Genomic DNA, 25,119 nt, shown 5'->3' with positions numbered 1-25,119 from the left:
TAGAGGAATTTGTGCAATAAATAAGCATGCAAAACATGTTTTCATTGTCATGAAAAACGAGACAATCAAAGGTTTGAGCAAAAAAAAAGCACAAAAAACGCTCAAATCATCAAAAGTGATTGCGATTTTTGTACTTTTTTTAGATGCTTTATAAAGTTTAAAGTGATCTTATGACAATACTTGAACCCTATCTAAGACATAGTTCACAAACAGTCGCGCGGCGTAAGATAACCCTTGGCGACTCGGGTACACCAGCCATGTATCATCAAGTGTCATATGATGATCAGGCAAGACTTCGACTATCTCTCCGCGATCAACATAAGGCTGCATTATCACCTCAGGAAGTAGCCCTATCCCTCCACCGTGGAATACAGCATGGCGAACATAGTAGGAGCTATTTGAAATCAAACGGCTATCAACAACTATATCCCCTTTATTAAACTCCCAACGGTTTTCTAAGCGACCGTCTGGCCAACGGATGATAAGTAAAAAATGCCGATGTAAATCAGAAAGCGTTAACGGCATCCCCTGCTTCTTTATATAGTCAGGACTGGCATAGAGCTTACGCTTAAAGCTAGCAATAGGTCTTGCGATGACAGAGCCATCATTAATCGGCCCAATATGCACACACGCATCTAAGCCATAATTCATGATATCGTGATAACCAATACTACTTAGATGGGTTTCGACTTGAATATTTGGATATTCATTTAAAAAGCCATAGAGGATTTCATGAATTAAAATATCCGTTTCATTAAGTAAGCCAATTTTTATTTTGCCAACCGGACTATGGCTCTGAGTACGAATCGCCTCATGGGTTTGGTCGAGCTGAGGGATTATATTTTGTAGGTTTTGATAATACTCTTTACCTGTTGGCGTTAAAGTTAAACGACGTGTAGTACGGGTTAAGAGTTTTACATTTAACTCATCTTCAAGATCATTAATACGGCGACTGACATTTGAGCGAGGTAAATTAGATGCGTCAGCCGCTGCGGTAAAACCGCCCAACTCCACAACTAACATAAAGAGTTTCAAATCATCAATCTTCATTACTTACCTTTCGTTAAGTTATTTGCGATAGAGTGCTACTTTATCAAAGGATAATATCTTTGCTTATGATGTAAATCAAAAATAATTTCAAAGAATAAAATAATCATTTAAATTATTTAAAATTCAATTTCTTAAAAATATTACCAACTGATATTGAGCCTAAGAATAAGGTCTAATTTTTCATTCAATAACTGAGATAATAAACATTATTCGAAGGACGAAATAGATATGTGTAAGTCGCTCTCAGTAAACATATTATCTCAACTTAAATCAAGTAAAGAGATAAAAAAACGAGACACTACATTTAGGTCTCGTTTTAAAGTTTACTGTTAGCTTTTCGCGTCAATAGATACAGCTCGCGTTCTGATGATTAAAGCTCTAAATCACCACAAAAACGATAGCCTTCACCATGAATAGTCGCGATAATTTCAGGCGTATCAGAAACAGATTCAAAATGCTTACGGATACGACGAATTGTCACATCAACCGTACGATCATGCGGTTTTAATTCACGACCAGTCATTTTCTTTAATAAATCTGCACGGGTTTGGATTTTCCCTGGATTCTCGCAAAAATGTAGCAAAGCACGGAACTCAGAACGAGGCAATTTATAGCTTTCGTTATTTGGATTAATTAAAGAACGGCTATTAATATCCAATACCCAACCGTTAAATTTATACTTATCAATAATACGTTTTTCTTCTGGTGCATCAGAAAGCGTCATTGAACGTTGTAATAAATTACGCGCACGAATAGTTAATTCGCGAGGATTAAATGGCTTAGTGATATAATCATCTGCACCAATTTCTAAACCTAAAATCTTATCCACTTCATTATCACGCCCTGTTAAAAACATTAGCGCGACATTTGCTTGCTCACGTAATTCACGAGCAAGTAATAACCCATTTTTACCTGGTAAGTTAATATCCATAATGACCAGGTTGATTTGATTTTCAGACAATACTTGATGCATGCTGTCGCCATCACTTGCCTCAAACACAGCATATCCTTCTGCTTCGAAAATACTCTTTAGCGTATTACGTGTAACTTGTTCGTCTTCGACGATAAGAATGTGGGGAGTTTGCATAAGAAGGTACCTAATTCGTAAGCTTATTTTCTGTAGTTTACAGCGTTAACACCCTGCTAACAACAACCTATTCTATATAAACAATATCTTTGTTGATTTATATCAAGTGCTCATTTTTTGTGTATCTAAATGAAACTTGCTATCTATTAATATAAGTACCTCTATATTTGACAAATATTAAACATAATTAAGCAGTGAAGTTTGACCAAGGTTTCAGCCTAGAAACTAAGTCAAAATACACATCTGAAAGTAATTTTCATTGAATCTGTTGTTTTTGCAAAGTTTTGATTGACTCAAAGCCTCAAATCGGTAAATCTAGAACCTAGTTACTTTTTAAGCGATTCGCTCATAGCGGACTCACATATAGATAATTTTAGCCTAATGGATAAGGCATTCAAGACACAAGGATATAGTTAGATGCAACACACTGCCCTCACCTCAATCATTATCACCATGACCATGATTATTACCGACATGACTTAGTTGGGGCAGGCGCATACATCACATTTCTTAAAGCCTGCATCCAATAAGCGATGCGGGCTTTTTTATTATTTACGACTTTAAAATAACGAATTAACACAAAATTATTAGATGAATTAAAGACTTGACCAAGGAGTAAGGATGCGAGTATTAAAATTTGGCGGCTCATCATTAGCAGATGCAAATCGCTTTTTGCGTGCAGCAAACATTATTAGCAACAATGCCAAACAAGAAGCCACTGCAGTTGTGCTATCAGCGCCGGGAAAAACAACCAATAAACTCGTTGCAATTATCGAGAGTGCCAGACAAGGCATTGACGTTAGCAAAGATGTGCAAGCACTAGAAGAATCCTTTATCGATTTGTACAACAATCTTGCACATGAATTGCCTAAACTTGACCGCCGCAGTTTTGATGACAAACTTGCTAGCACCATGACTCAGCTGATTGCCTTTGTACAAGGGATTAGCTTACTCCAAAGTTGTCCTAAAAAAGTTGAAGCGCGCATTATCAGTAAAGGTGAGCGTATTTCAATTGTGTTAATGCAATCTGTCCTTGAAGCCCTTGGCTTTCCTGCCAAAATTCTTGACCCAACCAAATACCTACTTGCTCATGGCTCACACTTAGAAGCTATGGTTGATGTGGACGCTTCAACACAAAACTTTGTTGATAATCCGCTTGAAGAAGGCTTTATTCATATCATGCCAGGCTTTACGGCGGCAAATCCAGAGGGTGAACTCGTCACGCTTGGGCGTAATGGCTCGGATTACTCAGCCGCCGCACTGGCAGCATGTGTACGCGCCTCTTGCTGTGAAATCTGGACGGATGTAGATGGCGTATATAACTGCGATCCGCGTCTTGTGGATGATGCGCGCTTGCTTAAATCCTTGAGCTATCAAGAAGCGATGGAACTCTCTTACTTTGGCGCATCAGTTTTGCATCCAAAAACAATTGCCCCGATTGCTCGCTTCCAGATCCCTTGCTTAATCAAAAACAGCTTTGATCCGCAAGCGCCTGGCACTCTGATTGGTCAAGACACAGGTGAAGATGGTCTAGCAATTAAAGGCATCACGACGTTAGATAAACTCACTATGGTTAACGTTTCAGGCCCAGGCATGAAAGGCATGGTTGGTATGGCAAGTCGCGTCTTTGGCGCCATGTCTGCTGCAGGCGTATCAATCGTTTTGATCACTCAATCATCTTCAGAATACAGCATCAGTTTTTGTATTGAATCTGCAGCGAAAGGCAAAGCCAAACAAGCGCTCAATAATGTATTTGAGCTCGAGCTTGCCAATGGCCTGCTTGATCCGGTTGAATTTACTGACAATGTTGCGATCGTTACCTTAGTTGGCGACAAGATGCGTACGGCGCGCGGCGTTGCCTCTCAGTTCTTCTCGTCACTGGCAGAAGTAAACATCAATATCGTGGCCATTGCGCAAGGCTCTTCAGAGCGTGCCATTTCAGCCGTGATCCCAGAAGATCGCATCTCTGTGGCGATTAAAGCTTGTCATGAAAACCTATTTAACTCGAAGCACTTCCTTGATGTATTCTTAGTCGGTCTTGGCGGCGTAGGTAGCGAGCTTGTGGATCAATTTGCCCGTCAGCAACCAAAACTGGCTGAAAAAGGCATTGTGCTACGTGTTTGCGGTCTTGCAAACTCAAAAGGCATGCTGCTAGATGCCCAAGGTCTTTCACTTGAAAACTGGCAAGATCGCCTAAGTAACAGTTCAGAAAGCTTTAGCTTAACCGGCATGAAAGCCTTGGTTGAGCGCAATCATATCATCAACCCTGTCTTTGTTGATTGTACGTCAAATCAAGAGATTGCTGATCAATACGCAGATTTCCTTGCAGCTGGCTTCCACGTCGTGACGCCAAACAAAAAGGCTAACACTGCAAGTATGGAATATTATCGTCAGCTGCGTTATCAAGCACGTGCATCACGCCGTAAGCTGATGTATGAAACAACCGTTGGCGCAGGCTTACCTGTCATTGAAAACTTGCAAAATCTCATTGCAGCGGGTGATGAGCTTGAAAAATTCAACGGCATTTTATCTGGCTCACTTTCTTACATCTTCGGCAAATTAGATGAAGGACACTCACTCAGCCAAGCAACGCTACAAGCAAAAGATAATGGCTTTACCGAGCCGGATCCTCGTGATGATTTATCTGGTATGGATGTGGCACGTAAACTACTTATTCTTGCGCGTGAAGCTGGCATGGATATCGAGCTTGAAGACGTTATCGTTGAAAAAGCCCTGCCACCTGAATTTGATGACAGCGGCTCAGTTGAAGAATTTTTATCGCGCCTGCCTGAGGCTGACAGTTACTTCAAAGATCTCATGGATAAAGCTGCAAGCGAAGGCAAAGTGCTCCGCTATGTCGGCCAAATCATTGATGGACAATGTAAAGTAGCCATTGCTGCGGTCGATAGTGATGATCCTATGTTTAAGATCAAAGATGGTGAAAATGCCCTAGCATTCTACAGCCGTTACTATCAACCTATCCCACTTGTTCTACGTGGCTATGGCGCAGGCAGCGAAGTAACAGCTGCTGGCGTATTTGCTGATGTCATGCGTACTCTTGGCTGGAAATTAGGAGCGTAAAATGCAGGACACCCATGTTTTAGATCCAAATAATCCAGACCAAAGTGTTGTCGTATACGCACCAGCATCCATTGGTAATGTTAGCGTCGGCTTTGACGTTTTGGGCGCTGCGGTTTCACCTGTTGATGGCACACTGCTTGGCGATCGCGTTAAAGTTGCGCTTGGTGAAAGTGAGTTTACGCTTGACGCCGTCGGTCATTTTAAAGATAAGCTGCCAAGCGATCCGAAAGAGAATATCGTTTATCGCTGCTGGCAAGTCTTTGCGCGTGAATTAAAGAAAAAACATGACGCTGCATTGAAACAAACTCAGGACACCCATGCTTTAGTTACCCAAACAAAGCTCAAACCTGTTGCCATGACGCTCGAAAAAAATATGCCAATTGGTTCAGGGCTAGGCTCAAGTGCATGCTCTATTGTCGCAGCGCTTGATGCCTTAAATCAGTTCCACCAAAACCCATTGAGTGAAACTGAACTGCTTGCATTAATGGGTGAAATGGAAGGAGAGATTTCTGGCGGCATTCACTATGACAATGTTGCGCCATGCTACCTTGGCGGCTTGCAACTTATGGTGGAAGAACTTGGGATCATCAGCCAAGGCGTGCCATGTTTTGATGACTGGTATTGGGTCATGGCCTACCCAGGGATCACGGTTTCCACCGCTGCTGCGCGTGAGATCTTACCTGCTCAGTATCGCAAACAAGATATTATTGCCCATGGTCGCCACCTTGGCGGCTTTATCCATGCCTGTTATTCAGGCCAAAGCGCACTCGCGGCCAAAATGATCAAAGATGTGATCGCCGAACCTTATCGCCAGTCTTTACTCCCTGGTTTTAAAGAGTCGCGTGAGCAATTGATGACTATGGGCGCATTAGCTTGTGGGATTTCTGGATCAGGCCCAACTTTATTTGGGATTTGTGATAACTTAGAAACAGCTGAGCGTGTTAAGACTTGGCTGTCCCAAAATTACTTACAAACCGATCAAGGCTTTGTGCATGTCTGCAAACTTGATCAAAAAGGTTCAAAATTAACAGGAAGTGAATTATGAAGCTGTATAACATTAAACACCCACAAGAGGTTGTCGATTTCGCACAGGCCGTCCGTCAAGGTTTAGGTCAAGATCAGGGCTTATTCTTTCCTGAAAAAATCCCAACATTTGAAGATATTGATGCGCTACTTGAAAAAGACTTTATTACTCGCAGCACTGAGATTTTAGCTAGCCTCATTGGTGATGAGCTTTCTGTTCATACGATTAATGAGATGGTGAGCAATGCGTTCCAATTCCCTGCGCCAATTCAAGCGGTGAAAGATGGGGTCTATGCGCTTGAGTTATTCCACGGCCCAACACTAGCATTTAAAGATTTTGGTGGCCGTTTTATGGCCCAATCTCTTGCCGCAGTCACGGCAGATAAAGAAGGCAAAATCACAATTTTAACCGCAACGTCAGGTGACACTGGCGCAGCAGTGGCGCATGCTTTTTATGGCATGGAAAACATCAATGTCGTGATTTTATATCCAAAAGGCAAGATCAGCCGCCTGCAAGAAAAACTATTCTGTACGCTCGGCAAAAACATCTACACACTAGCTGTGGATGGCGATTTTGATGCTTGCCAATCTTTGGTTAAAGCAGCATTTGATGACCAAGCACTACGCCAAGAAATCGGCTTAAACTCAGCAAACTCAATTAATATCAGCCGCTTAATGGCGCAAGTTTGTTATTACTTTGAAGCTGTTTCGCAACTACCGGTTGAAAAACGTCAAGATCTTGTGATTTCAGTTCCAAGCGGTAACTTTGGTAACTTAACTGCAGGTTTAATCGCGAAAGCAATGGGATTACCTGTGAAACGCTTTATCGCTGCAACCAATGCCAATGATACTGTGCCGCGCTACCTTGAAACCGGTAAGTGGGATCCAAAACCAACGGTTGCAACAACCTCAAATGCGATGGATGTGAGCCAACCAAACAACTGGCCACGTATCGAAGAGCTTTGCAAAGTTAAATCTTGGGGACTTGATGAGCTAGCGTCAGGTAAAGTGCTGGATAGTGAAAGCGCAGAAAGCGTACAAAAGCTTGATAAGTTAGGTTATCTCTGTGAACCACATGGCGCCATTGCTTATCGCGTGTTAGAGCAAAACCTAAGCGAAGGCGAAACAGGCTTATTCTTGTGTACCGCTCACCCTGCGAAGTTTAAGGAAGTGGTTGATGAAATCTTAGGCAAGGACATTGACCTACCTGCACCACTTGCAAAACATGATGCGATGGAGCTACTTTCTGGCGACCTAGCAGATGACTTTGATGCCCTAGCTGGTGTGTTACGTGAAGTGAATGCGAAATAAGCTTAGCCTATAAAGCTAAACAGCTACACCATTAAAAATACCCACAGTTCATTGAATTTGTGGGTATTTTTATTTCTGGCTATAGATAGTAAATAGAGGACACCCATCTTTTAAAACCTCTATCCCATAAAGTAAATAAAGAGAGTAAATAAAAGACACCCACCGTTTTAGTATTTAGATCTTTGCCTAAATTAATTTAGTAACAAATAGAGGACACCCATCCTTTTGAACCTCTTCCCTAGCATAAATTAAATTTGTTTTAAGGCGCAAAAAAGCCCTAGATCAACTTGATCATAGGGCTTTAAGCTTTCAAAAAATTTAGACTTTAGTTGCCATAAATATCAAAGGTAAAGTATTTATCTGCTATTTTATCGTAAGTCCCATCCGCGCGGATCGCATCAATCGCTTGGTTAAAGTCCTGCGCCAATTGCTTGTCTTGCATGCGTAAACCAATCGCCATACCTTGGCTTAAATAAGGAACATCCGTCACAGGATCACCAGCTAACTTGCCATTTTTACCATTCTCTTTATCAAGATAAGCTAACTGTAGTTGATCTGTATTACCAAAAACGATATCAACAGTGCCTTTATCAAAATCTAAAAAGACTTCATCTTGTCCAGTATAACGTTTGATATTTGCTACATCACCATAGGTATCAGTAACATAACGGTCATGAATGGTACCAATTTGGACACCAATAGTTTTACCTTTAAAGCCTTCTTTACTGATTTCAATATTCTCATCTTGATGGATCATAAAGCTAGCTGTGGTTTGATAGTATTTATTGGTGAATAAGATCTTACGCTTACGCTCTTCTGTTGCACGCATTGAAGCTAAGATCGCATCTGCTTTACGCGATAATAATGCAGGGATCAAACCATCCCAACTTTGGGATACCCATTCACATTCACGATTCATTTCTTGGCACAATGCATTACCAATTTCAATATCAAAACCTGCTGGTTGACCTTTTTCATCTTTATAATTAAAAGGAGGATAAGTAAAATCTGCAACTAAACGTAGTGGCTTTTGGGCTGCAAAACTGGTCGTAGAAAAAGTTGCTGTCAGCAGCGCGATAAGAGTGATAATTTTTTTCATGTTAAATTCCTTTTAAGCTTATTTATTTGTACTTGAATAATCTTGCAGCGCCTGCAATGTTTCGCCCATGCTCTCTTCACATCCAATTGAAATTCTTACGCAATTTTGTAAGACGAGTTCATGCGCTTGATTACGAGTGACAATCTCTTTTGAAAGCAGATACTGATAAAAACAAGTATCTGGTTTAAATTTAATCAAGACAAAATTTGTTGCCGAAGGATAGACTTTTTCAACGATAGAAAGGTTTTCGAGCCCTTCGATAAATTTGTTTTTGATTGCAATTAACCCTTTCGTTTTTGCTTGCATCTTTTGAACGCCCTCATTATCGAGCGCATTTTTTGCAATCTTCGCTGCGACATCCGCTAGTGGATAAGGCGGGATAACCTTACTCACGACAGCCATCACCTCTTCACTCGCGATTAAAAAACCACAACGCACAGAAGCCAAACCAAAGGCTTTTGACAAAGTACGAATGACCACAAGATGCGGGTATTTGGCCATCAAATCTAACACGCTCGCCTCTGGAGCAAATTCAATATAAGCCTCATCCACTACCACAATTGCCTTGTCTTGTGATTTTTCAAGTAAGGTTTCAATATCTTGCTTATTGATAATGTTGCCAGTTGGGTTATTTGGCGAACATAAAAATACAAGGTTCACCTGATCTAACTTTGGAATAATCGCATCCAAATCCAGTTGAAATTCTGAATTTAGCGGCACTTTATGCGTATTGATAGCCATTGCATCAGCGCAAAACTCATACATGCCATAAGTTGGCGTACAAATCAAAATGCTATCTTGAACTGGCGCGCAAAAGCCTCTCACCAACAAATCAATTGCTTCATCAGCGCCACGCACAGCCACTGCCTGTGACTTTTTTCTTTCTTGATTATTAAAAGAAAAATGCTTTTCACAATAGGCTAAATAGTCATCTGCGACTTCATGTGGTAAAAAGTCAGGATAACGATTTGCATCCAAGGTACTGACATCTTGTTGCGTCTTCGCAAACTCAATACCTTCTTCTAACTCATTCGCATTGAGCCAAATTCTACCCTTACCACCAATACGACGTGCGGACTGATATGGCTCTAGCTTTTGAACATGTGTTGGAACAATTTTTTCGAGCAATGCGTGGATCATAACTACCTTTAACTTTCGAATTAGTGCTTGAGATACAAGTTAATATTTATTCATTAAAAATGCAATAAAATTCATTTAAAATTTAAATTTTTCTTTATTTTAACTTCGTTGAATAAAATACATAGATTTATAGCCTTAAGGATTAGATACTAAAGAGGGATAGAGTCTTGCTTGTCAGTCATACCAGTGCTTTTGAGCATAGCTCCCAAGGATAAACGACAAACTAGCAGTTCATACCTATTTGGGTGTAAACTTGAACTTATCAGGATATATTTTGTTACATTTGAACTTAAGAACTTGGAAGTTATGCTTAAGCTGTTTATGCATCAGCACTTGTTCCATGCAAGCTTGGGCCGACACAACTGAAACAAGGATGAACAATATGGAAAATGAAAACAAAGCTGTTTTATTATGCAGCTCAAAACCTAATTGCGTTTCAACCGATGAGATCCGCGAAAGCCATAAAGTCGCACCATTTGAACTCGTCTCAGAAGATATTTCTCTTTCCCAAATTGAAGATGTCATCTTGACCTTTGATCGCAGTAAAACTGAATCAAAAACAGAAAATGAGTTGCATGTCACCTTCACCAGCCGCCTATTTCGCTTCGTCGATGACGTACATATAGTCAAGACAGGTAAAATTCTGCACATCCGCTCAAAGTCTCGCGTTGGATATTCTGATTTTGGTGTAAACCGCGAACGTATGGAGCAATTTCGCCAAAAGCTTGTGGATGCAAATTTAATTATTTCTCAATAACAAGCTTACGACTCTATGTTAAACTTGGCGCCAACAAACCTATGCACGTTCAAAATTAGTACATGGGTGTCCCAGATTCGTAATTAAGAGAGAGAATAAAATGAAACTTGGCATTATTGGCGCAATGGAACAAGAAGTTGCGATCTTAAAATCAGCATTAGACAACTTAAGCACACACACGAAAGCAGGTTGCACTTTTTATACTGGTGAATATCAAGGTGTTGAGTTAGTCTTACTTCAATCTGGCATTGGTAAAGTGGCTGCAAGTGTTGGCACAACTTTGCTTTTAGAGTGCTTTGATGTTGATGCTGTGATCAATACAGGTTCTGCTGGCGGCTTTGATCCAAGTTTAAACCACGGTGATGTGGTGATTTCAACTGAGGTTCGCCACCATGATGCAGACGTCACAGCTTTTGGTTATGAAATCGGCCAAATGGCAAGCCAACCTGCAGCCTTTATTGCTGATCCAAAACTAATGGATTTAACTGAGAAAGCACTCAATGCACTCGAAGATCAACATGCTGTACGTGGTCTTATCTGCACCGGTGATGTATTCGTCTGCACGCCAGAGCGCCAAAATTATATTCGTCAAAATTTCCCAGGCGTTGTTGCTGTTGAGATGGAAGCTGCCGCAATTGCGCAAACCTGTCACCAATTTAACGTGCCTTTCGTTGTCGTACGCGCGATTTCTGATGTTGCAGATAAAGAATCACCAATGAGCTTTGATGAGTTCTTGCCTCTTGCAGCGAAGACATCTTCTGCAATGGTATTAAAAATGGTTGAATTGATTAAATAATTTGCCTTTAAAATAAAGGACACTCACCTTTTTGTTTAGCTTTAAAATAGATGGGTGTCCCGTATTCTATCCCGTATGACAAAACATGGGTGTCCCACATTTATTCCTATGAAAACCTCATTCTCATCCAAACTCATTCGCTTGTTATTACCTGGCTTTTGTCTTTTCCTAAGCTTGCATACTTTTGCCCAAGAAAAAGCCAAACCAAAGCGTATCATTACCTTAACCCCGCACACCGCAGAGCTCGCTTTTAGCGCAGGTTTAGGTGATAAACTCATTGCAGTTGGCGAGGCCAGCGACTACCCCGAAGAAGCAAAGACACTTGAAACTGTCTCAAATTATCAAGGCGTAAATTTAGAGCGTATCATTGCTTTAAAACCTGATCTAATCATTGCTTGGCAAGAAGGCCCTGCGCGTTCACAGCTTGAGAAGTTAGACAAATTTGGGATTCAAGTGGTGTGGATCGAAGAGAATCAACTTTCTGATATAGGCTTAAATATTCAAAAATTAAGCCAATATGCAGACGATCCTTCCATTGGTCTTGCTTTAGCTCAGTCATATCAAGCTAAACTTGCTGAATTCAAAGCACAGAATCAGGCAAAGCCAAAACTCAAGTACCTGTATTTACTTAGCGAAAGCCCAATGATGAGCATTGCAGGAAAAAATTGGACCACAGAAATGTTTGAACTTTGTGGAGGTGAGAATATTCTTCAGTCCGATCTCGTCGCTTACCCACAAATCAATAAAGAGCAGATTTTAAAAAATCCACCGGATGTTATTTTTTACTCATTTGCAGAGAAATTAGATGTACAAAATTTAAATTGGGGTAAAATGCTGCCGCAATCTGTTTTGCACAATACTTACTCACTTAATCCAGACTGGATCAGCCGCGCAACGAGCCGCACCCTATCTGCGATCAACCAAATATGTACCGATTTAGATAAAGCAAGGTCAACCAAGTAATGAGTTTATTATATTTTTTTGATATTGCAGGCACTGCTGTGTTTGCGATTTCTGGCGTGCTACTCGCTGGACGCTTAAAAATGGACCCTTTTGGCGTTGTCGTTTTGGCAAGTGTCACTGCGATTGGTGGCGGGTCAATTCGCGATATGTTACTTGGCGCAACGCCTGTCTTTTGGATAACCGATACCAATTATATCTGGATGATCATCATCACTTGTGCATTAACCCTTGCGCTTGTCAGTCACCCGAAACGCATGCCTTGGTATGTTTTGCCCGTTTTAGATGCAATTGGGCTGGCTGCATTTGTAGGTATTGGGGTAGAAAAATCACTTAATTATAATGACTCGATGACGATCGCTGTGATCATGGGCGTTATCACCGGCTGTGGCGGTGGGATCATACGTGATATTTTAGCTCGTGAGATCCCTATGGTGTTGCGAAGTGAAATTTATGCCACAGCTTGCATTGCAGGTGGTATCGTCCACACCTGCGCTTTATACTTTGGCCTTGCTTCATCCGCAGCATTTTTATGTGGCGTCGTCGTAACCTTATCGATTCGCCTTGCTGCCATTCGCTGGCACTTATCTCTACCTACTTTTTCTTTGATCTCAAGTAATTAGACCTTATATAAAACAGGACACCCACTTTTATTGCAGCAAATAAATACATGGGTGTCCTAAATTAAAAGTAACTTTATTGCAACGATAAAACTCATGGGTGTCCCATATTAAAAAGGTGGGTGTCCTGCATTAAAAGCAAAAAAATCCCCTACCAAATTTGATAGGGGATACTCTTTTTAGCTTATAGCTCGCAAGCTTTATTTAAGCGTGATACGTGCAAACTTACGCTTACCAACTTGATATACAGCAGTGCCAGCTTCTGGAACAAGTTTTGTATCTTCAATCTTGTCACCATCAATTTTCGCAGCGCCTTGGCGGATCATACGCATCGCATCTGATGTTGAGCCCACAAGGTTTGCTTCTTTTAGAAGGTTTGCAATTGCCATGCCTTGCTCAAATTCAAGTTCAGGCATTTCATCAGGCATTGCGCCTTTTTGGAAACGGTTGATAAACTCTTGCTCAGCAGCCTCAGCAGCAGCTTCATCATGGAAACGTGCAATGATCTCTTTTGCAAGCAAGATCTTAATATCACGTGGGTTGCGACCTTCTGCCATTTCTGTTTTAAATTGCTCAATTTCAGCAAGTGGACGGAAAGACAATAGCTCATAGTAGTTCCACATCAGATCATCAGAGATCGACATGATTTTACCGAACATTTCAGAAGGTGCTTCACTTACGCCAATGTAGTTGTGCGCAGATTTAGACATCTTCTTCTCGCCATCAAGGCCAACCAGAAGAGGCATAGTCAACACAACTTGAGGTTTTTGACCATTTGCTTTTTGCAGCTCGCGACCCATCAGAAGGTTGAATTTTTGATCCGTACCACCTAGCTCAACATCCGCTTCAAGTGCAACAGAATCATAACCTTGTAGCAGTGGGTACATGAACTCGTGGATCGCAATTGGCTGACCATTGCTATAACGCTTTTTAAAGTCATCACGCTCAAGCATACGCGCAACAGTTTGGTTTGCCGCCAAACGGATCATCCCTTCAGCGCCAAGCTCACTTAACCAACTTGAGTTAAAGACAACTTTAGTTTTTGCAGGATCTAGGATCTTAAAGACTTGTTCTTTATAAGTTTCAGCATTCGCTAGGACATCTTCACGAGTAAGTGGTGGACGTGTGGTGTTTTTACCCGTTGGATCGCCAACCATACCTGTAAAGTCACCAATCAAGAAAATGACTTCGTGACCAAGCTCTTGGAAAGCACGAAGCTTGTTTAGAATTACAGTGTGTCCAAGGTGGATGTCAGGAGCAGTTGGATCGGCGCCTAATTTGATGCGTAGTGGACGGTTTTCTTTTAGCTTTTCAATTAGTTCCGCTTCAGGAATTAATTCATCAACACCACGTTTAATTTCAGCTAATGCTGCTTCAATGCTCGCCATTTATTTTTACTCCAAGAATTAATTTGCGCCAAGTGACGCCGAATCTAGCCATAATACAAAATTTGATCTGGATATAATACAAAATCAAGCTTTGAAAACCAATAAAAAAGCCCTGTTATCTCCAATTTGGACACAACAAGGCTAATATAAATATAATAATGGCTATTTGATTCAAAATCATTGGAGTGAGCACAAGGCAAATAACATAAGAAACGCTGTCATCACTTCAAAGATGAAGAATATTAAACGCTAAATGATGCCCCACACCCACACGTAGTCGTCGCATTTGGGTTATCAACAAAAAAGCGTGAACCTTCAAGACCTTCAGTGTAATCCACGGTGCCGCCAATTAAGTATTGCAGGCTCATAGGATCAACCACTAGGGTCACAGTTTCTTTTTCAATGGTGGTATCGCCTTCATTAACGTTTTCATCAAAAGTAAAGCCGTATTGGAAACCACTACAACCACCACCTGTGATATATACACGTAGTTTTAGGTTTGGATTTTCTTCTTCTTCAATCAAAGTTTTCACGCGTGCTGCTGCCGCTTGTGAAAATTGCAAAGGTAATTGCTCGTCAGACATGACAACCTCTTTCATCTGTCTATACGTCTACACTGCAAGTTGGCAATAGACGTGAAAATTAATCTAAATTGTATATCCAAATAATTTGTCATTTCAAATCTCAAGGATATATCTCTAGGCATGGAGGTATTATCGGATACCTTACTAATGGATTCAAGTATTATCGAATCTTAAGCATTTTGCGGCTTTTTTGCTGAATAAATACATGAAATTCGTCTAAATCCAAAGAATTTGATTGAAGTTAAGATGCAAAATATAAAGATTGATATACAATGCCTGAACTTATTGATGCGAAAAGCAATTAATTTCAAGTATCCCTAGACTTGTGAAGGGATAAAATCCCAAAGGAAACCTTATGAGTAAGTCAGCAGAACTTTATCAAGAAGCACAACAAACTATCCCAGGTGGTGTTAACTCACCAGTACGCGCATTTAACGGCGTAGGTGGTCATCCTCTATTTATTAAACGTGCCGATGGGCCATTAATTTTTGATGCGGATGATAAGGCTTATATTGATTATGTTGGCTCATGGGGCCCAATGATTTTAGGCCACAACCACAGTAAAGTTCGCCGCGCAGTACTAAAAGCTGTCGAGCGAGGTTTAAGCTTTGGCGCGCCAACAAAAATTGAAATTGAAATGGCAAACCTTGTTTCTCGCCTTGTTCCTTCAATGGAGCAGCTTCGTATGGTGAACTCTGGCACAGAAGCAACCATGAGCGCGATTCGCCTTGCGCGTGGCTTTACTAGCCGTGACAAAATCCTAAAATTTGAAGGTTGTTACCATGGCCATGCTGATAGCTTATTAGTTAAAGCAGGCTCAGGCGCCCTAACTCTTGGGCAACCAAGCTCACCTGGCGTTCCTGCTGATTTTGCTAAATATACCTTAACTGCAACTTATAACGATCTTGACTCTGTACGTGAGCTTTTTGCTGCGAACAAAGATGAAATCGCTTGTATCATTGTTGAACCCGTTGCCGGCAACATGAACTGCATTCCACCGGTTGAAGGTTTCCTTGAAGGTCTACGCGAAATCTGCGACCAAGAAGGCGCATTGCTAATTTTTGATGAAGTCATGACAGGTTTCCGTGTTGCACAAGGTGGCGCGCAAGAGTTTTATAACATCAACCCAGATCTAACGACTCTTGGCAAAATCATCGGTGGCGGCATGCCAGTGGGCGCCTTTGGTGGCCGTAAAGATATTATGCAATACCTTGCGCCAACAGGCCCAGTTTACCAAGCTGGTACACTTTCTGGTAACCCAATTGCGATGGCGGCAGGTTTTGCGTGCTTAACTGAACTTGAAGGCGAAGATAACGAAGCACGCCTTGCAAAACGCACCAAGCAATTGTGTAAAGGTTTACGTAAAGCGGCAGAGAAACATAATATTCCGTTTACAACCAACCGCGCTGGCGCAATGTTTGGCTTCTTCTTTACCGATCAAAAGAAAATCACTTGCTATGAAGATGTGACCAAGTGTGATGTCGAACGCTTCAAGCGCTTTTTCCACTTAATGCTTGAGCATGGTGTTTACCTTGCACCGTCTGCATTTGAAGCAAGCTTTATGTCTTTGGCGCATACGCCACGCGAGATTGAAGCAACAGTTGATGCCGCCGAGCGTTGTTTTGCTATCATTGCAAAAGAAGCTAAATAATTAATTTTATTTAACATCTCAAAATTGGCTAGCTCATTTTATTTTAAACAAAGTGAGCTGGCCTTTTTTATGTGATTTTTTTAACTTAATTGGCAGAATTTTAGTTTTAATGCCACACAGATAGACTAAAATATCCCTTTTCTAGCCAGCACCTTAACCAAAACGCTGTCACAGGGTAATTGGTTAAACGAATAGATACTCAAACTTGTATAAAGGAATATCCATGTCAAACCGAGAATTTCAGATGACCAATAGCCATTGGATCATCGTTGTCTTTTTACTTATAGCGGCCTATGCAAGCTTTCTATTGGTTCAGCCTTATATCAATCCGATCATCATGGCATTTATTATCGCACTGCTTATTTTGCCGCTACATGAGCGCATTGATGCCAAAATGCCAAAACATCCAAACCTTGCATCCTTAATTTCCTGCTTGATTCTCACCTTTGTGATTGCAATCCCTTTATTTACCATTATTGGCGCGGTGATCAACCAAGGGGTTGGCTTTACCCAAAACGCATATGATTGGGCAAGTACCGGCGGCGTGCAAACCTTATTGCAGCACGATCTTGTAAGCAAAGCGCTTGATATTGTAAATAATTACCTACCTTTTGATAATTTAGATGCGCAGCAGATTGCCCAACGTGTGGCGAAATTTGTGTCAAGCTTTGGCTCTCAACTGGTTGCCATTAGCGCCAAAATTTTAGGGGATGTAACGGGCGTTTTAATGAGCTTTTTCATGATGCTTTTCGTGCTTTTCTTCTTCTTACGTGATCATGACAAAATCATCGAAGCATTCCGCCATGTGCTACCTTTCTCTCGCTCGCAAGAAGATCGCCTATTAAATGAAATTGAAGCCGTGTCTAAATCAGCGGTTTTAGGTTCGTTTTTAACCGCCTTGGCGCAAGGTGTTGCCGGTGGTTTTGCACTTTGGATTGCAGGCTTCCCTGGCTTTTTCTGGGGCAGCGTGATGTGCGCTGCATCTTTTATTCCAGTTGTGGGCACAGCCCTAGTTTGGGTTCCGATTGCAATTTACCTTGCGCTCGTTGGAGATTTTATGATGGCAGGCTTTTTAACCCTATGGGGCATAGTGGTGGTTGGTTCAATTGACAACCTATTGCGACCGCTACTAATGCAAGGCAGCGCTGGCATGAATACCTTAATGATTTTCTTCTCTTTATTAGGTGGTCTACATTTATTTGGCCTAGCAGGTTTAATCTATGGTCCGCTAATTTTTGCGATTACCTTGGTTTTATTTAAGCTTTATGAAGAAGAATTCTCAAACTTTTTAAACCAGCAGGATAATAGCTAGTAAGATAATAACTAAAAACTGAAGGTTCCCAGATGAGGCGGTTTGTGAGAAAATCGCCTTTTCTTTTTGTGCTTGTTTATTTTGCTCTTATCTACGGAAACCCCTCTATGTCTTTAGCTTCACTTACCACCCCGAGTCAAATCGCAGAACGTCAGCTTGAATTTTTTGAAAACCGTCATGTACTGCTTGCAGGTGAAGTGGAAGATAGCTTTGCACTAAACCTTTGCCAGACGAGCGCATCGGTCAGCCTTTTTAGTACTAATTATTCACACTATCAAGCAATCAGCAAACACTCGCAAGTTGATTCCTTCTTCGGCGCAAATTACGCAGATTTTAAGCCCAAAAATCAACCAGATATGGTGCTTTTTTATTGGCCAAAAGCCAAAGCTGAAGCCGAGTTTTTACTTGCAATGCTGTTTGCGCACCTTCCTATTGGGACTGAAATTTGTGTGGTTGGTGAAAACCGCTCTGGCGTAAAAAGCATCGAGAAAATGTTCAAGCCTTATGGCACTATCAAAAAATATGACAGTGCGCGCCGCTGCTCTTTTTATTGGGGTGAATATCAAGAGCAAGCACCAAGCTTTAACTTTGAGTCTTGGTTTAAAACCTATCATCTTGATTTAGGTGAAGATAGCATCACGGTAAAAAGTTTACCTGGCGTCTTTAGCCATGGTGAACTTGATTTAGGCTCACAGCTTTTAATCGAACATTTACCCAAATTATCGGGTAAGTGCCTAGACTTTGGTTGTGGCGCTGGCGTCATTGGCTCAGTAATGGCAAAACGCTTAGCAGCCCAAGGTCAAACCAAAGCACAAGTAGAAATGTGTGATATTAGCGCACTGGCAATCGCCTCTTCAAAGGCAACCCTTGCTGCGAATCAATTAGAAGCAAATGTTTTTGCGAGTAATGTGTATTCTGATTGCGACAATAATTACCAATTTATTATTAGTAATCCACCGTTTCACTCAGGTTTAGATACTAGCTACAATGCCACTGAAACCTTACTTGAAGCTGCCCCCGTACACCTTGCTCGCAATGGTCAACTTTGCATTGTTGCCAATAGCTTTTTGAAATATCAGCCAATTATTCAAACTAGCTTTGGCCTTTGCAACACCCTTGCGAAAACCAACAAGTTTGTTATCTACCAAGCGCAAAAAGTGTGATGTTTTTAGTACTTTTCATCTAAAGATTCATGCTTGCCACTGTAAAACATGACTTCCCTTATTAAATCTAGTAGAAATAAGCCTCTAGGTCACAAATAAGGGAAGTACTTACATGAGTTTTAAGCTAAAAAGTTGTTTTCAAGCAAGTCGCTTCAAACGAATCCAAAGCCGTTTACGCCTTGCTTTTTTAGCTCTAAGCTTAATCCCTTTAACTGTAATGGCAGTGTTTTTTTTCAACAGCCATACCCAAGATCTAAAAAATCAAAGTACGGCCTATCTGATCTCTATTCGAGAGCATCAAAAACAGCAAATTCTTAATTATTTCCATACTCAAGATGAAAAAGTCAAAGGCATGGTGCGCTCTGAACTCGCTTACGCCACAGGTGGACGATTTTATGGCCTAATCAATGCTTTTCAAAATTTAGGCGAAGATATCCAAAGCTCAAGAGAATATGCGCAACATTTAGAGTTCCTAAACCTTTCAAGTCATGGCCTAGATGAAAGACATGAAGGGAATCAAAGCATCGTCGATAAAAATGCAGCAGAGCGGTATCGACTCCTGCATAAGCGGTACCATGAATCATTTTTAGATTGGCTTAATCGCAGTGATTTCAGTGATATCTTGCTCGTTGATTTACAAGGAAATGTTGCCTATTCAGCGCAAACATCAAATGAATTTGGCAAAGACTTAACTCAAGGTAAACTAGCAGATTCTGAGCTTGGCAAAACCTTCGCCAAACTAAAACAAACCACGCAAGATAAGTCTAAAAAAGATGCGGACACAAGTATAGTCTACTCATCTGTGATTGAGTATTACACTCAAAATGAAGCCCCACCGGCATTATATATCTGGATTGGAGCACCGATTATTAAGCAAGGTTATCTGCACAGCTACATGTTGTTCAAACTGCCATTAGAGCGCTTTAGCCAAATTTTGCTTGATGCAGAAAATGATAAAAACATTCAAAAAATCTTAGTTGATCAAACATTTAAAAATAAAATTCAAGGCCAACAAACTAGTGTCGTTGAAAGTAACCGTAATATCATCGACATTGCTTTTCAAGGTGATGGCGTAGGTAGCTTAACCAATGATGCCAAACAAACCTTCTTTAGTGCCTTTACTCAAGTTAAGTTTCATCAAAATAACTGGGCCTTCATCGTTCAAACGCCTGAAGAAAAGGCCTTTGCACAAATTAACCACTTGAAAAAAGTATTTTTCACGACATTTTTTATCGCCATTCTACTCGTCTTTTTACTCTCTCATTATTTATCCAACTTTATTACTCGACCGCTTTTAAAGCTTAGTTGGATAGCTGAAAGCATCTCTGCAGGCGATTTAAACCAAACGGTTTTACATACCGAACGCGAAGATGAAGTTGGCCGACTCGCGAAAAGTTTTGCACGCATGCAAACTGCCTTAAAAGATAAAATAGAAGTTATCAATACACAGAATCGTTCACTTGAAAACCAGATAAAAATCATTGAAGCGCAAAACCATGAATTGCAACAAGCCGATGAGCTCAAAGATAAATTCCTCGCCACGACATCCCATGAATTAAGAACACCGTTACATGGCATGATAGGTATTGCTGAAGCCTTAACAGATAAGAAAAACGGCAAACTCAATGCTCATCAAGCGTATCAATTAGAAATCATCATAAATAGCGGGCGTAGATTGTCAGGTTTAGTCGATGACTTATTGGATTATCATAAAATGCGCTATGGCCACCTTGATGTGGATATCAGCGCCGTTGACTTACATCAAAGCTTCGATCATATTCTCGAGATGAGCTCACACTTGATTGGGCAAAAGAATCTCAAGGTGCATAACCTATTGCCACATCAACTCCCTTTGGTCGATGCTGATCCGCAACGTCTAGAGCAAGTGCTATATAACCTAATTGATAATGCGATTAAATATACAGCTTCGGGGTATGTTCATCTTATTGCTCAAACCTACCCTCACAGTGTGCGCATTCAAATTACCGATACAGGCCAAGGCATCGAAGATGACATGCTGCCACATATTTTTGAGCCCCTCACTCAAGCCAAAGTTCAAGGCATGGGCTATCGCGCGGGCGCAGGTCTTGGTTTATCGATTTGCTGTCAGCTAATTGAAATTATGGGCGGACATTTGTTCGTTTCAAGTCAAGTTGGGCAAGGTACTAGCTTTAGCTTCCACTTGCCGATTGCGGCTTCTCAACCACAAATACAGGACACCCACGCATTTATCACGCCGTCATCCTACAACAAAGCCCAGTCAGAAGAAGCTATCAGTACAGATAAAATACGGGACACCCATGAACATTCGCAAGCGCTAGAAGTAAGCACAGATCATGCTAACACTCACCATGAGAGTCAGGACACCCATGTATCTCACGCTCATCATGAGAGTCAGGACACCCATGTATCTCACGCTCATCAAGTTAAGAGCTTAGAAAGCACAACAAGCCTAGTCTTAGTGGTGGATGATGAAGAAGTGAATCGACAAATCTTAGCTGAATTCTTACAACTTGAAGGATACCAAAGCGCCTTTGCGACAAACGGCCAAGAAGCGATTCAATTTGTTGAGCATACCAAGCCAGATCTTGTCTTGCTCGATATCATGATGCCGGTGCTAGATGGTTATCAAACCTGTGAAGCCCTGCGTTTGCAATACAGCGCGAATGAATTACCTGTTATTATGCTCACAGCCTTAAGCCATAGTCGCGATCAAATGAAAGGCTTTGAGCTCGGCGCCAATGACTATTTAATTAAGCCGTTTGAACGTCATATTCTGGCAGCTCGGATGAAGGTTCACTTGCAAGCCAGTCAAACTCACCTTAAGCAAGTCGAGAATACTCAGCTTGCATATGAATTGCGCTGGCAAGAAAACAGTCGACAAAAATTGATTGAAACGCAGCAGCAATTACTCAGCTTATTAAACTTAATCGATGAACCAATTTTAGCTTTCAATCAGCAAGGTAAAATTGACTTTGCTAACCCTGCGCTCGAACCCCTGATGCAAGTTCCACTGGATAAACTGATGCAAATGGATGCCGCGCAACTCATTGCAAGCCCATACCTGGAGATCAAACAAAGCCAATCACAAGTGGAGATTGAAATTTTCAGTGCGGATGAGAGACGCAAGATATTGGCCGATATATTTATCTTATCCCAACATTCAGGCATTCAAACCATTTATGTTTTTCACCCTGTGAGTCCAGAAAAAGCGCGCATTCAAACCTTAGAAAAAGCCATTGAAGCCCTTTCTCGTTATGCCTTTAATGGTGAGGTCAGCCAACTTGAAGCTTTGCCAAACATCAGCCATGAATTTGTTCCTTTGGTGAAAAAAGTGACTCAATCAGCTCAAGATCCACAGCTAGCATTGCGCGAGCACTTGGTTGATACAATGAACCTAGGGTTAGAATACTGGCAAGCAGCCACTGGCATGAATAAGTTTGATCTTGCTAAGCAAAGTGACTTATGGCGTGTATACCTTGATCGCAGCAGCTTACAAACTCGAACTTTAGATAAGTATCTACATATTGAAACCCTACCTAAAACGCCACGCTGGAAAACGGTAATGAGTACTTTAGACTATATTTTAGAGCACACGCAAACAACAGTCACGCCAATGCAAGCACAGAACCACCAACTTAAGTTAAAGCTTCAAGCTTATAAACATAAGCTACAACAAATGATGGAACAAGCAAAGAAATAACCCTCCAAGCGATTAGCTATTCACATAAAATAATGGCTAATCGCCACAGCTTCAGCCTTATGACTTTTCATCTAACATTAATTATCGCACCAAATTAAGATTAATTTGCACTTAAAAAATGCACCAAATTGGTTCAAATAAAACCTTATAAAAACAATGTTAGATTACAATTCCATCAACATAAGCAACAAATTGCGACTTATATCACACTACTAAATCCGCCTTTTTTAAAAAGATAAAATAAGTGTAATTTGCCACCAGTGATCTTTCTCACAAAAAACCAGAAACAAAATAAAATCCTTTAAAAACAATAAGTAATAAAAATAATAAAAATAAAAGCAACAAGATTATGTGATATTAATCACCCATAATAAGCACATTTAAAACATGTCTTTAAGGGCGTTTTTTAACGATTTTGACAGTAAAACACAATGTTTTAACGTTTTTAACGTAAGCAAAAATTGACGAACGCCGATCTTAGGTGTTTTCTTGATGATATCAGTTGATTCAAACGCGCTGAGTATCGATATAAAAAACTTGGCACTATGTTTGCTTAGCTTTTCACTGACACCACAGGCAACAAATTAGTTATAAAAAATAATGAGTCAGACAAGTTATACCTGAGCAAGTTGAAAGGTATATGACAAAACATAAAAAGGAATCTATATGTTAAAGATGAATAAAACACTACTCGGTCTTTGCATTGGTGCAAGCCTAGTCACTGGAACAAGCATGGCCGCCGAGCGTAGTGAATTAACCGTTGTCCCAGACTTTTATCCTACTATGGTGCGCAACTTTAACCCATATTTAGGTGCAACTAACTTAAAAACAACCCGTGACTTCATTTATGAGCCACTTGTTATTTTTAACGAAATGAAAGGCAACACACCTGTGATGCGCCTTGCCAAAGACTATAAACTTGCTGACGATTTAAAAAGCGCAACCTTTGATTTAAGAGAAGGTGTGAAGTGGTCTGATGGTGAAGCATTTACTGCCGATGATATTGTGTTCTCTTATGATTTATTAAAGAAAAACACAGCGTTAGATGAAAGCGGAATCAATAAATGGATTGCAAGCGTTGAGAAAGTTTCCGATACCCAAGTGAAATTCAACTTCACCGAAGCAAATTCCAATGTGCCTTATGAAATTTCAAAAGTGCCAATCGTTCCTGAGCATATTTGGAAAGATGTTAAAGATCCAACTACATTTACCAATGAAAACCCAGTCGGTACAGGGCCATTTACTGTTATCGATACGTTCACCCCACAACTTTATATTCAATGTAAAAACCCAAATTATTGGGATGCTGACTCTTTACACGTAGATTGCTTGCGTGTCCCACAAATCGCGAACAATGATCAACTTCTGACTCGTCTTGTAAACTCAGAGTTAGATTGGACCTCATCTTTTGTTCCTGATATCGACAGAACGTACGCATCAACCAACCCGAACCACCACTATTGGTATCCAGCATCTGGCACGCAATCTTTCATGCTTAACTTTAAAGATCCGGATGCTGCGAAAAATGAAGCGATTAATAACTTAGATTTCCGTCGTGCATTCTCGATGGCAATCGATCGCGAAACCATTATCGACATCGCGTTTTATGGCAATGGTACAGTCAATGATTTTGGCTCAGGTCTAGGCTATGCCTTTGAATCTTGGTCAGATGAAAAGGTACATAACGAGTTTAAACCTTATAACACATACAACCTAGATGGCGCGAAAGAGCTGCTTGCTAAAGCTGGCTTTAAAGATGTGGATAGCGATGGTTTTGTTGATACCCCATCAGGCAAATCTTTTGAGCTATTAATTCAATCACCAAATGGTTGGACTGACTTTAACAACGCAGTACAACTTGCGGTTGAGCAATTAGAAGAAGCAGGCATTAAGGCGAAAGCACGTACCCCTGAGTTTGCGGTATATAACCAAGCAATGCTAGATGGGACTTATGATGTTGCCTTTACTAACTACTTCCATGGTGCCGATCCATACACTTATTGGAACTCAGCATATAGCTCAGCGCTTCAATCTGGTGAAGGCATGCCACGCTTTGCAATGCACTTCTTTAAAAATGAAGAGCTAGACACATTGCTTGCAAGTTTCTATAAAACTGCTGACAAAGATGAACAACTTGGCATTGCGCATAAGATCCAAAAAATCATTGCCGAAAACCAAGTGACAGTTCCTGTCATGTCTGGCGCACAAACGTATCAATACAACACCACACGCTTTACCGGTTGGTGGAATGAGAAAAATCCAAAAGGTCGTCCAAGCATTTGGCAAGGTATTCCTGAGCGTTTACTGCATGTCTTAGACTTGCGTCCTGTTGCAAAATAAATCATAAGAAGCTGATTTATTTATGATATTTAGGTGCATCGAACAAGATACCAA

General features: G+C 40.8%; 18 protein-coding genes. 12 read left to right on the top strand and 6 right to left on the bottom strand.

The features are described 5' to 3' along the window. Positions 1–168: 168 nt before the first annotated feature. Together AC2VOY_RS08830 and arcA are read right to left on the bottom strand one after the other, a co-directional pair. Positions 169–1,050: a LysR family transcriptional regulator gene (locus tag AC2VOY_RS08830; protein ID WP_491830959.1), complete on the bottom strand. Its 882-nt coding sequence runs from the start codon at positions 1,048–1,050 to the stop codon at positions 169–171. 370 nt (positions 1,051–1,420) lie between these two features. Next, positions 1,421–2,137, bottom strand: a complete 717-nt coding sequence (arcA, locus tag AC2VOY_RS08825; protein ID WP_491830958.1) for a two-component system response regulator ArcA — start codon at positions 2,135–2,137, stop codon at positions 1,421–1,423. 621 nt (positions 2,138–2,758) lie between these two features. Between arcA and thrA the strand changes: the two genes are divergently transcribed. The 3 genes from thrA to thrC are packed head-to-tail and all read left to right on the top strand — an operon-like array spanning position 2,759 to position 7,552. Continuing rightward, entirely contained in the window at positions 2,759–5,218 is a 2,460-nt protein-coding gene (thrA, locus tag AC2VOY_RS08820; protein ID WP_491830957.1) for a bifunctional aspartate kinase/homoserine dehydrogenase I, read from the top strand. A 1-nt stretch (position 5,219) separates the two neighbouring features. Continuing rightward, positions 5,220–6,263 (top strand): homoserine kinase, encoded by a 1,044-nt coding sequence (gene thrB, locus AC2VOY_RS08815; RefSeq protein WP_491830956.1) that lies wholly within the window; start codon positions 5,220–5,222, stop codon positions 6,261–6,263. Next, positions 6,260–7,552, top strand: coding sequence for a threonine synthase (thrC, locus tag AC2VOY_RS08810; RefSeq protein WP_491830954.1), 1,293 nt, complete (start codon positions 6,260–6,262; stop codon positions 7,550–7,552). The genes thrB and thrC overlap by 4 nt, the downstream gene beginning before the upstream one ends. 325 nt (positions 7,553–7,877) lie before the next feature. Here thrC and AC2VOY_RS08805 read toward each other — a convergent pair whose 3' ends face one another. Beyond that, positions 7,878–8,651 carry a transporter substrate-binding domain-containing protein gene (locus tag AC2VOY_RS08805; RefSeq protein WP_491830953.1) on the bottom strand — a complete coding sequence of 258 codons (774 nt, stop codon included), beginning with the start codon at positions 8,649–8,651 and terminating at the stop codon, positions 7,878–7,880. An 18-nt stretch (positions 8,652–8,669) separates the two neighbouring features. Next, positions 8,670–9,788, bottom strand: coding sequence for a histidinol-phosphate transaminase (hisC, locus tag AC2VOY_RS08800; protein WP_491833062.1), 1,119 nt, complete (start codon positions 9,786–9,788; stop codon positions 8,670–8,672). A gap of 385 nt (positions 9,789–10,173) precedes the next feature. On the opposite strand from hisC, the gene AC2VOY_RS08795 reads away from it, so the two are divergent. The 4 genes from AC2VOY_RS08795 to AC2VOY_RS08780 all read left to right on the top strand — a co-directional run bounded on the left by AC2VOY_RS08795 (position 10,174) and on the right by AC2VOY_RS08780 (position 12,927). Continuing rightward, positions 10,174–10,548, top strand: a complete 375-nt coding sequence (locus AC2VOY_RS08795; RefSeq protein ID WP_491830952.1) for a DUF1499 domain-containing protein — start codon at positions 10,174–10,176, stop codon at positions 10,546–10,548. A gap of 100 nt (positions 10,549–10,648) precedes the next feature. Continuing rightward, positions 10,649–11,344: a 5'-methylthioadenosine/S-adenosylhomocysteine nucleosidase gene (gene mtnN / locus AC2VOY_RS08790; RefSeq protein ID WP_491830951.1), complete on the top strand. Its 696-nt coding sequence runs from the start codon at positions 10,649–10,651 to the stop codon at positions 11,342–11,344. A gap of 108 nt (positions 11,345–11,452) precedes the next feature. Next, the gene (locus AC2VOY_RS08785; RefSeq protein WP_491830950.1) at positions 11,453–12,307 is read left to right on the top strand and encodes a helical backbone metal receptor; all 855 of its coding nucleotides are present in this window, start codon (positions 11,453–11,455) and stop codon (positions 12,305–12,307) included. Then, complete coding sequence (locus AC2VOY_RS08780; RefSeq protein ID WP_491830949.1) at positions 12,307–12,927, top strand: TRIC cation channel family protein; 621 nt, start codon at positions 12,307–12,309, stop codon at positions 12,925–12,927. The genes AC2VOY_RS08785 and AC2VOY_RS08780 overlap by 1 nt, the downstream gene beginning before the upstream one ends. Before the next feature lie 197 nt (positions 12,928–13,124). Here the strand turns inward: AC2VOY_RS08780 and tyrS are convergent, their stop codons facing one another. Further along, positions 13,125–14,312, bottom strand: a complete 1,188-nt coding sequence (gene tyrS / locus AC2VOY_RS08775; protein WP_491830948.1) for a tyrosine--tRNA ligase — start codon at positions 14,310–14,312, stop codon at positions 13,125–13,127. A gap of 242 nt (positions 14,313–14,554) precedes the next feature. After that, positions 14,555–14,896 carry an iron-sulfur cluster insertion protein ErpA gene (gene erpA / locus AC2VOY_RS08770; protein WP_491830947.1) on the bottom strand — a complete coding sequence of 114 codons (342 nt, stop codon included), beginning with the start codon at positions 14,894–14,896 and terminating at the stop codon, positions 14,555–14,557. A 355-nt stretch (positions 14,897–15,251) separates the two neighbouring features. Here erpA and hemL point away from each other — a divergent pair, with 355 nt between their 5' ends. The 5 genes from hemL (at position 15,252) to AC2VOY_RS08745 (ending at position 25,065) form a co-directional block, all read left to right on the top strand. Beyond that, positions 15,252–16,547 (top strand): glutamate-1-semialdehyde 2,1-aminomutase, encoded by a 1,296-nt coding sequence (gene hemL / locus AC2VOY_RS08765; RefSeq protein WP_491830946.1) that lies wholly within the window; start codon positions 15,252–15,254, stop codon positions 16,545–16,547. 223 nt (positions 16,548–16,770) lie between these two features. After that, positions 16,771–17,859, top strand: coding sequence for an AI-2E family transporter (locus tag AC2VOY_RS08760; protein WP_491830945.1), 1,089 nt, complete (start codon positions 16,771–16,773; stop codon positions 17,857–17,859). A gap of 107 nt (positions 17,860–17,966) precedes the next feature. After that, positions 17,967–19,022 (top strand): 16S rRNA (guanine(1207)-N(2))-methyltransferase RsmC, encoded by a 1,056-nt coding sequence (rsmC, locus tag AC2VOY_RS08755; protein WP_491830943.1) that lies wholly within the window; start codon positions 17,967–17,969, stop codon positions 19,020–19,022. 112 nt (positions 19,023–19,134) lie between these two features. Then, a complete protein-coding gene (locus AC2VOY_RS08750; RefSeq protein WP_491830942.1) occupies positions 19,135–22,725 on the top strand; it encodes a response regulator in 3,591 nt (1,196 codons plus the stop codon). A gap of 675 nt (positions 22,726–23,400) precedes the next feature. Continuing rightward, positions 23,401–25,065, top strand: coding sequence for an ABC transporter substrate-binding protein (locus tag AC2VOY_RS08745; RefSeq protein WP_491833061.1), 1,665 nt, complete (start codon positions 23,401–23,403; stop codon positions 25,063–25,065). Positions 25,066–25,119: the final 54 nt, after the last annotated feature.

It is taken from the genome of Vibrio sp. KMM 9700 (genome assembly GCF_058545285.1).
The sequence above is the reverse complement of the archived record's forward strand: the minus strand, read 5'-3'. Positions and strand labels throughout refer to the sequence as shown.

Bases quoted from the DNA above. Each gene is read 5' to 3' on its own strand.
- thrA (WP_491830957.1), top strand. From the start codon at position 2,759: ATGCGAGTATTAAAATTTGGCGGCTCATCATTAGCAGATGCAAATCGC.
- AC2VOY_RS08830 (WP_491830959.1), bottom strand. From the start codon at position 1,050: ATGAAGATTGATGATTTGAAACTCTTTATGTTAGTTGTGGAGTTGGGC.
- thrC (WP_491830954.1), top strand. From the start codon at position 6,260: ATGAAGCTGTATAACATTAAACACCCACAAGAGGTTGTCGATTTCGCA.
- AC2VOY_RS08760 (WP_491830945.1), top strand. From the start codon at position 16,771: ATGTCAAACCGAGAATTTCAGATGACCAATAGCCATTGGATCATCGTT.
- rsmC (WP_491830943.1), top strand. From the start codon at position 17,967: ATGTCTTTAGCTTCACTTACCACCCCGAGTCAAATCGCAGAACGTCAG.
- thrB (WP_491830956.1), top strand. From the start codon at position 5,220: ATGCAGGACACCCATGTTTTAGATCCAAATAATCCAGACCAAAGTGTT.
- AC2VOY_RS08745 (WP_491833061.1), top strand. From the start codon at position 23,401: ATGAATAAAACACTACTCGGTCTTTGCATTGGTGCAAGCCTAGTCACT.
- AC2VOY_RS08785 (WP_491830950.1), top strand. From the start codon at position 11,453: ATGAAAACCTCATTCTCATCCAAACTCATTCGCTTGTTATTACCTGGC.
- arcA (WP_491830958.1), bottom strand. From the start codon at position 2,137: ATGCAAACTCCCCACATTCTTATCGTCGAAGACGAACAAGTTACACGT.
- AC2VOY_RS08795 (WP_491830952.1), top strand. From the start codon at position 10,174: ATGGAAAATGAAAACAAAGCTGTTTTATTATGCAGCTCAAAACCTAAT.
- AC2VOY_RS08805 (WP_491830953.1), bottom strand. From the start codon at position 8,651: ATGAAAAAAATTATCACTCTTATCGCGCTGCTGACAGCAACTTTTTCT.
- mtnN (WP_491830951.1), top strand. From the start codon at position 10,649: ATGAAACTTGGCATTATTGGCGCAATGGAACAAGAAGTTGCGATCTTA.
- AC2VOY_RS08750 (WP_491830942.1), top strand. From the start codon at position 19,135: ATGAGTTTTAAGCTAAAAAGTTGTTTTCAAGCAAGTCGCTTCAAACGA.
- hemL (WP_491830946.1), top strand. From the start codon at position 15,252: ATGAGTAAGTCAGCAGAACTTTATCAAGAAGCACAACAAACTATCCCA.
- AC2VOY_RS08780 (WP_491830949.1), top strand. From the start codon at position 12,307: ATGAGTTTATTATATTTTTTTGATATTGCAGGCACTGCTGTGTTTGCG.
- tyrS (WP_491830948.1), bottom strand. From the start codon at position 14,312: ATGGCGAGCATTGAAGCAGCATTAGCTGAAATTAAACGTGGTGTTGAT.
- erpA (WP_491830947.1), bottom strand. From the start codon at position 14,896: ATGTCTGACGAGCAATTACCTTTGCAATTTTCACAAGCGGCAGCAGCA.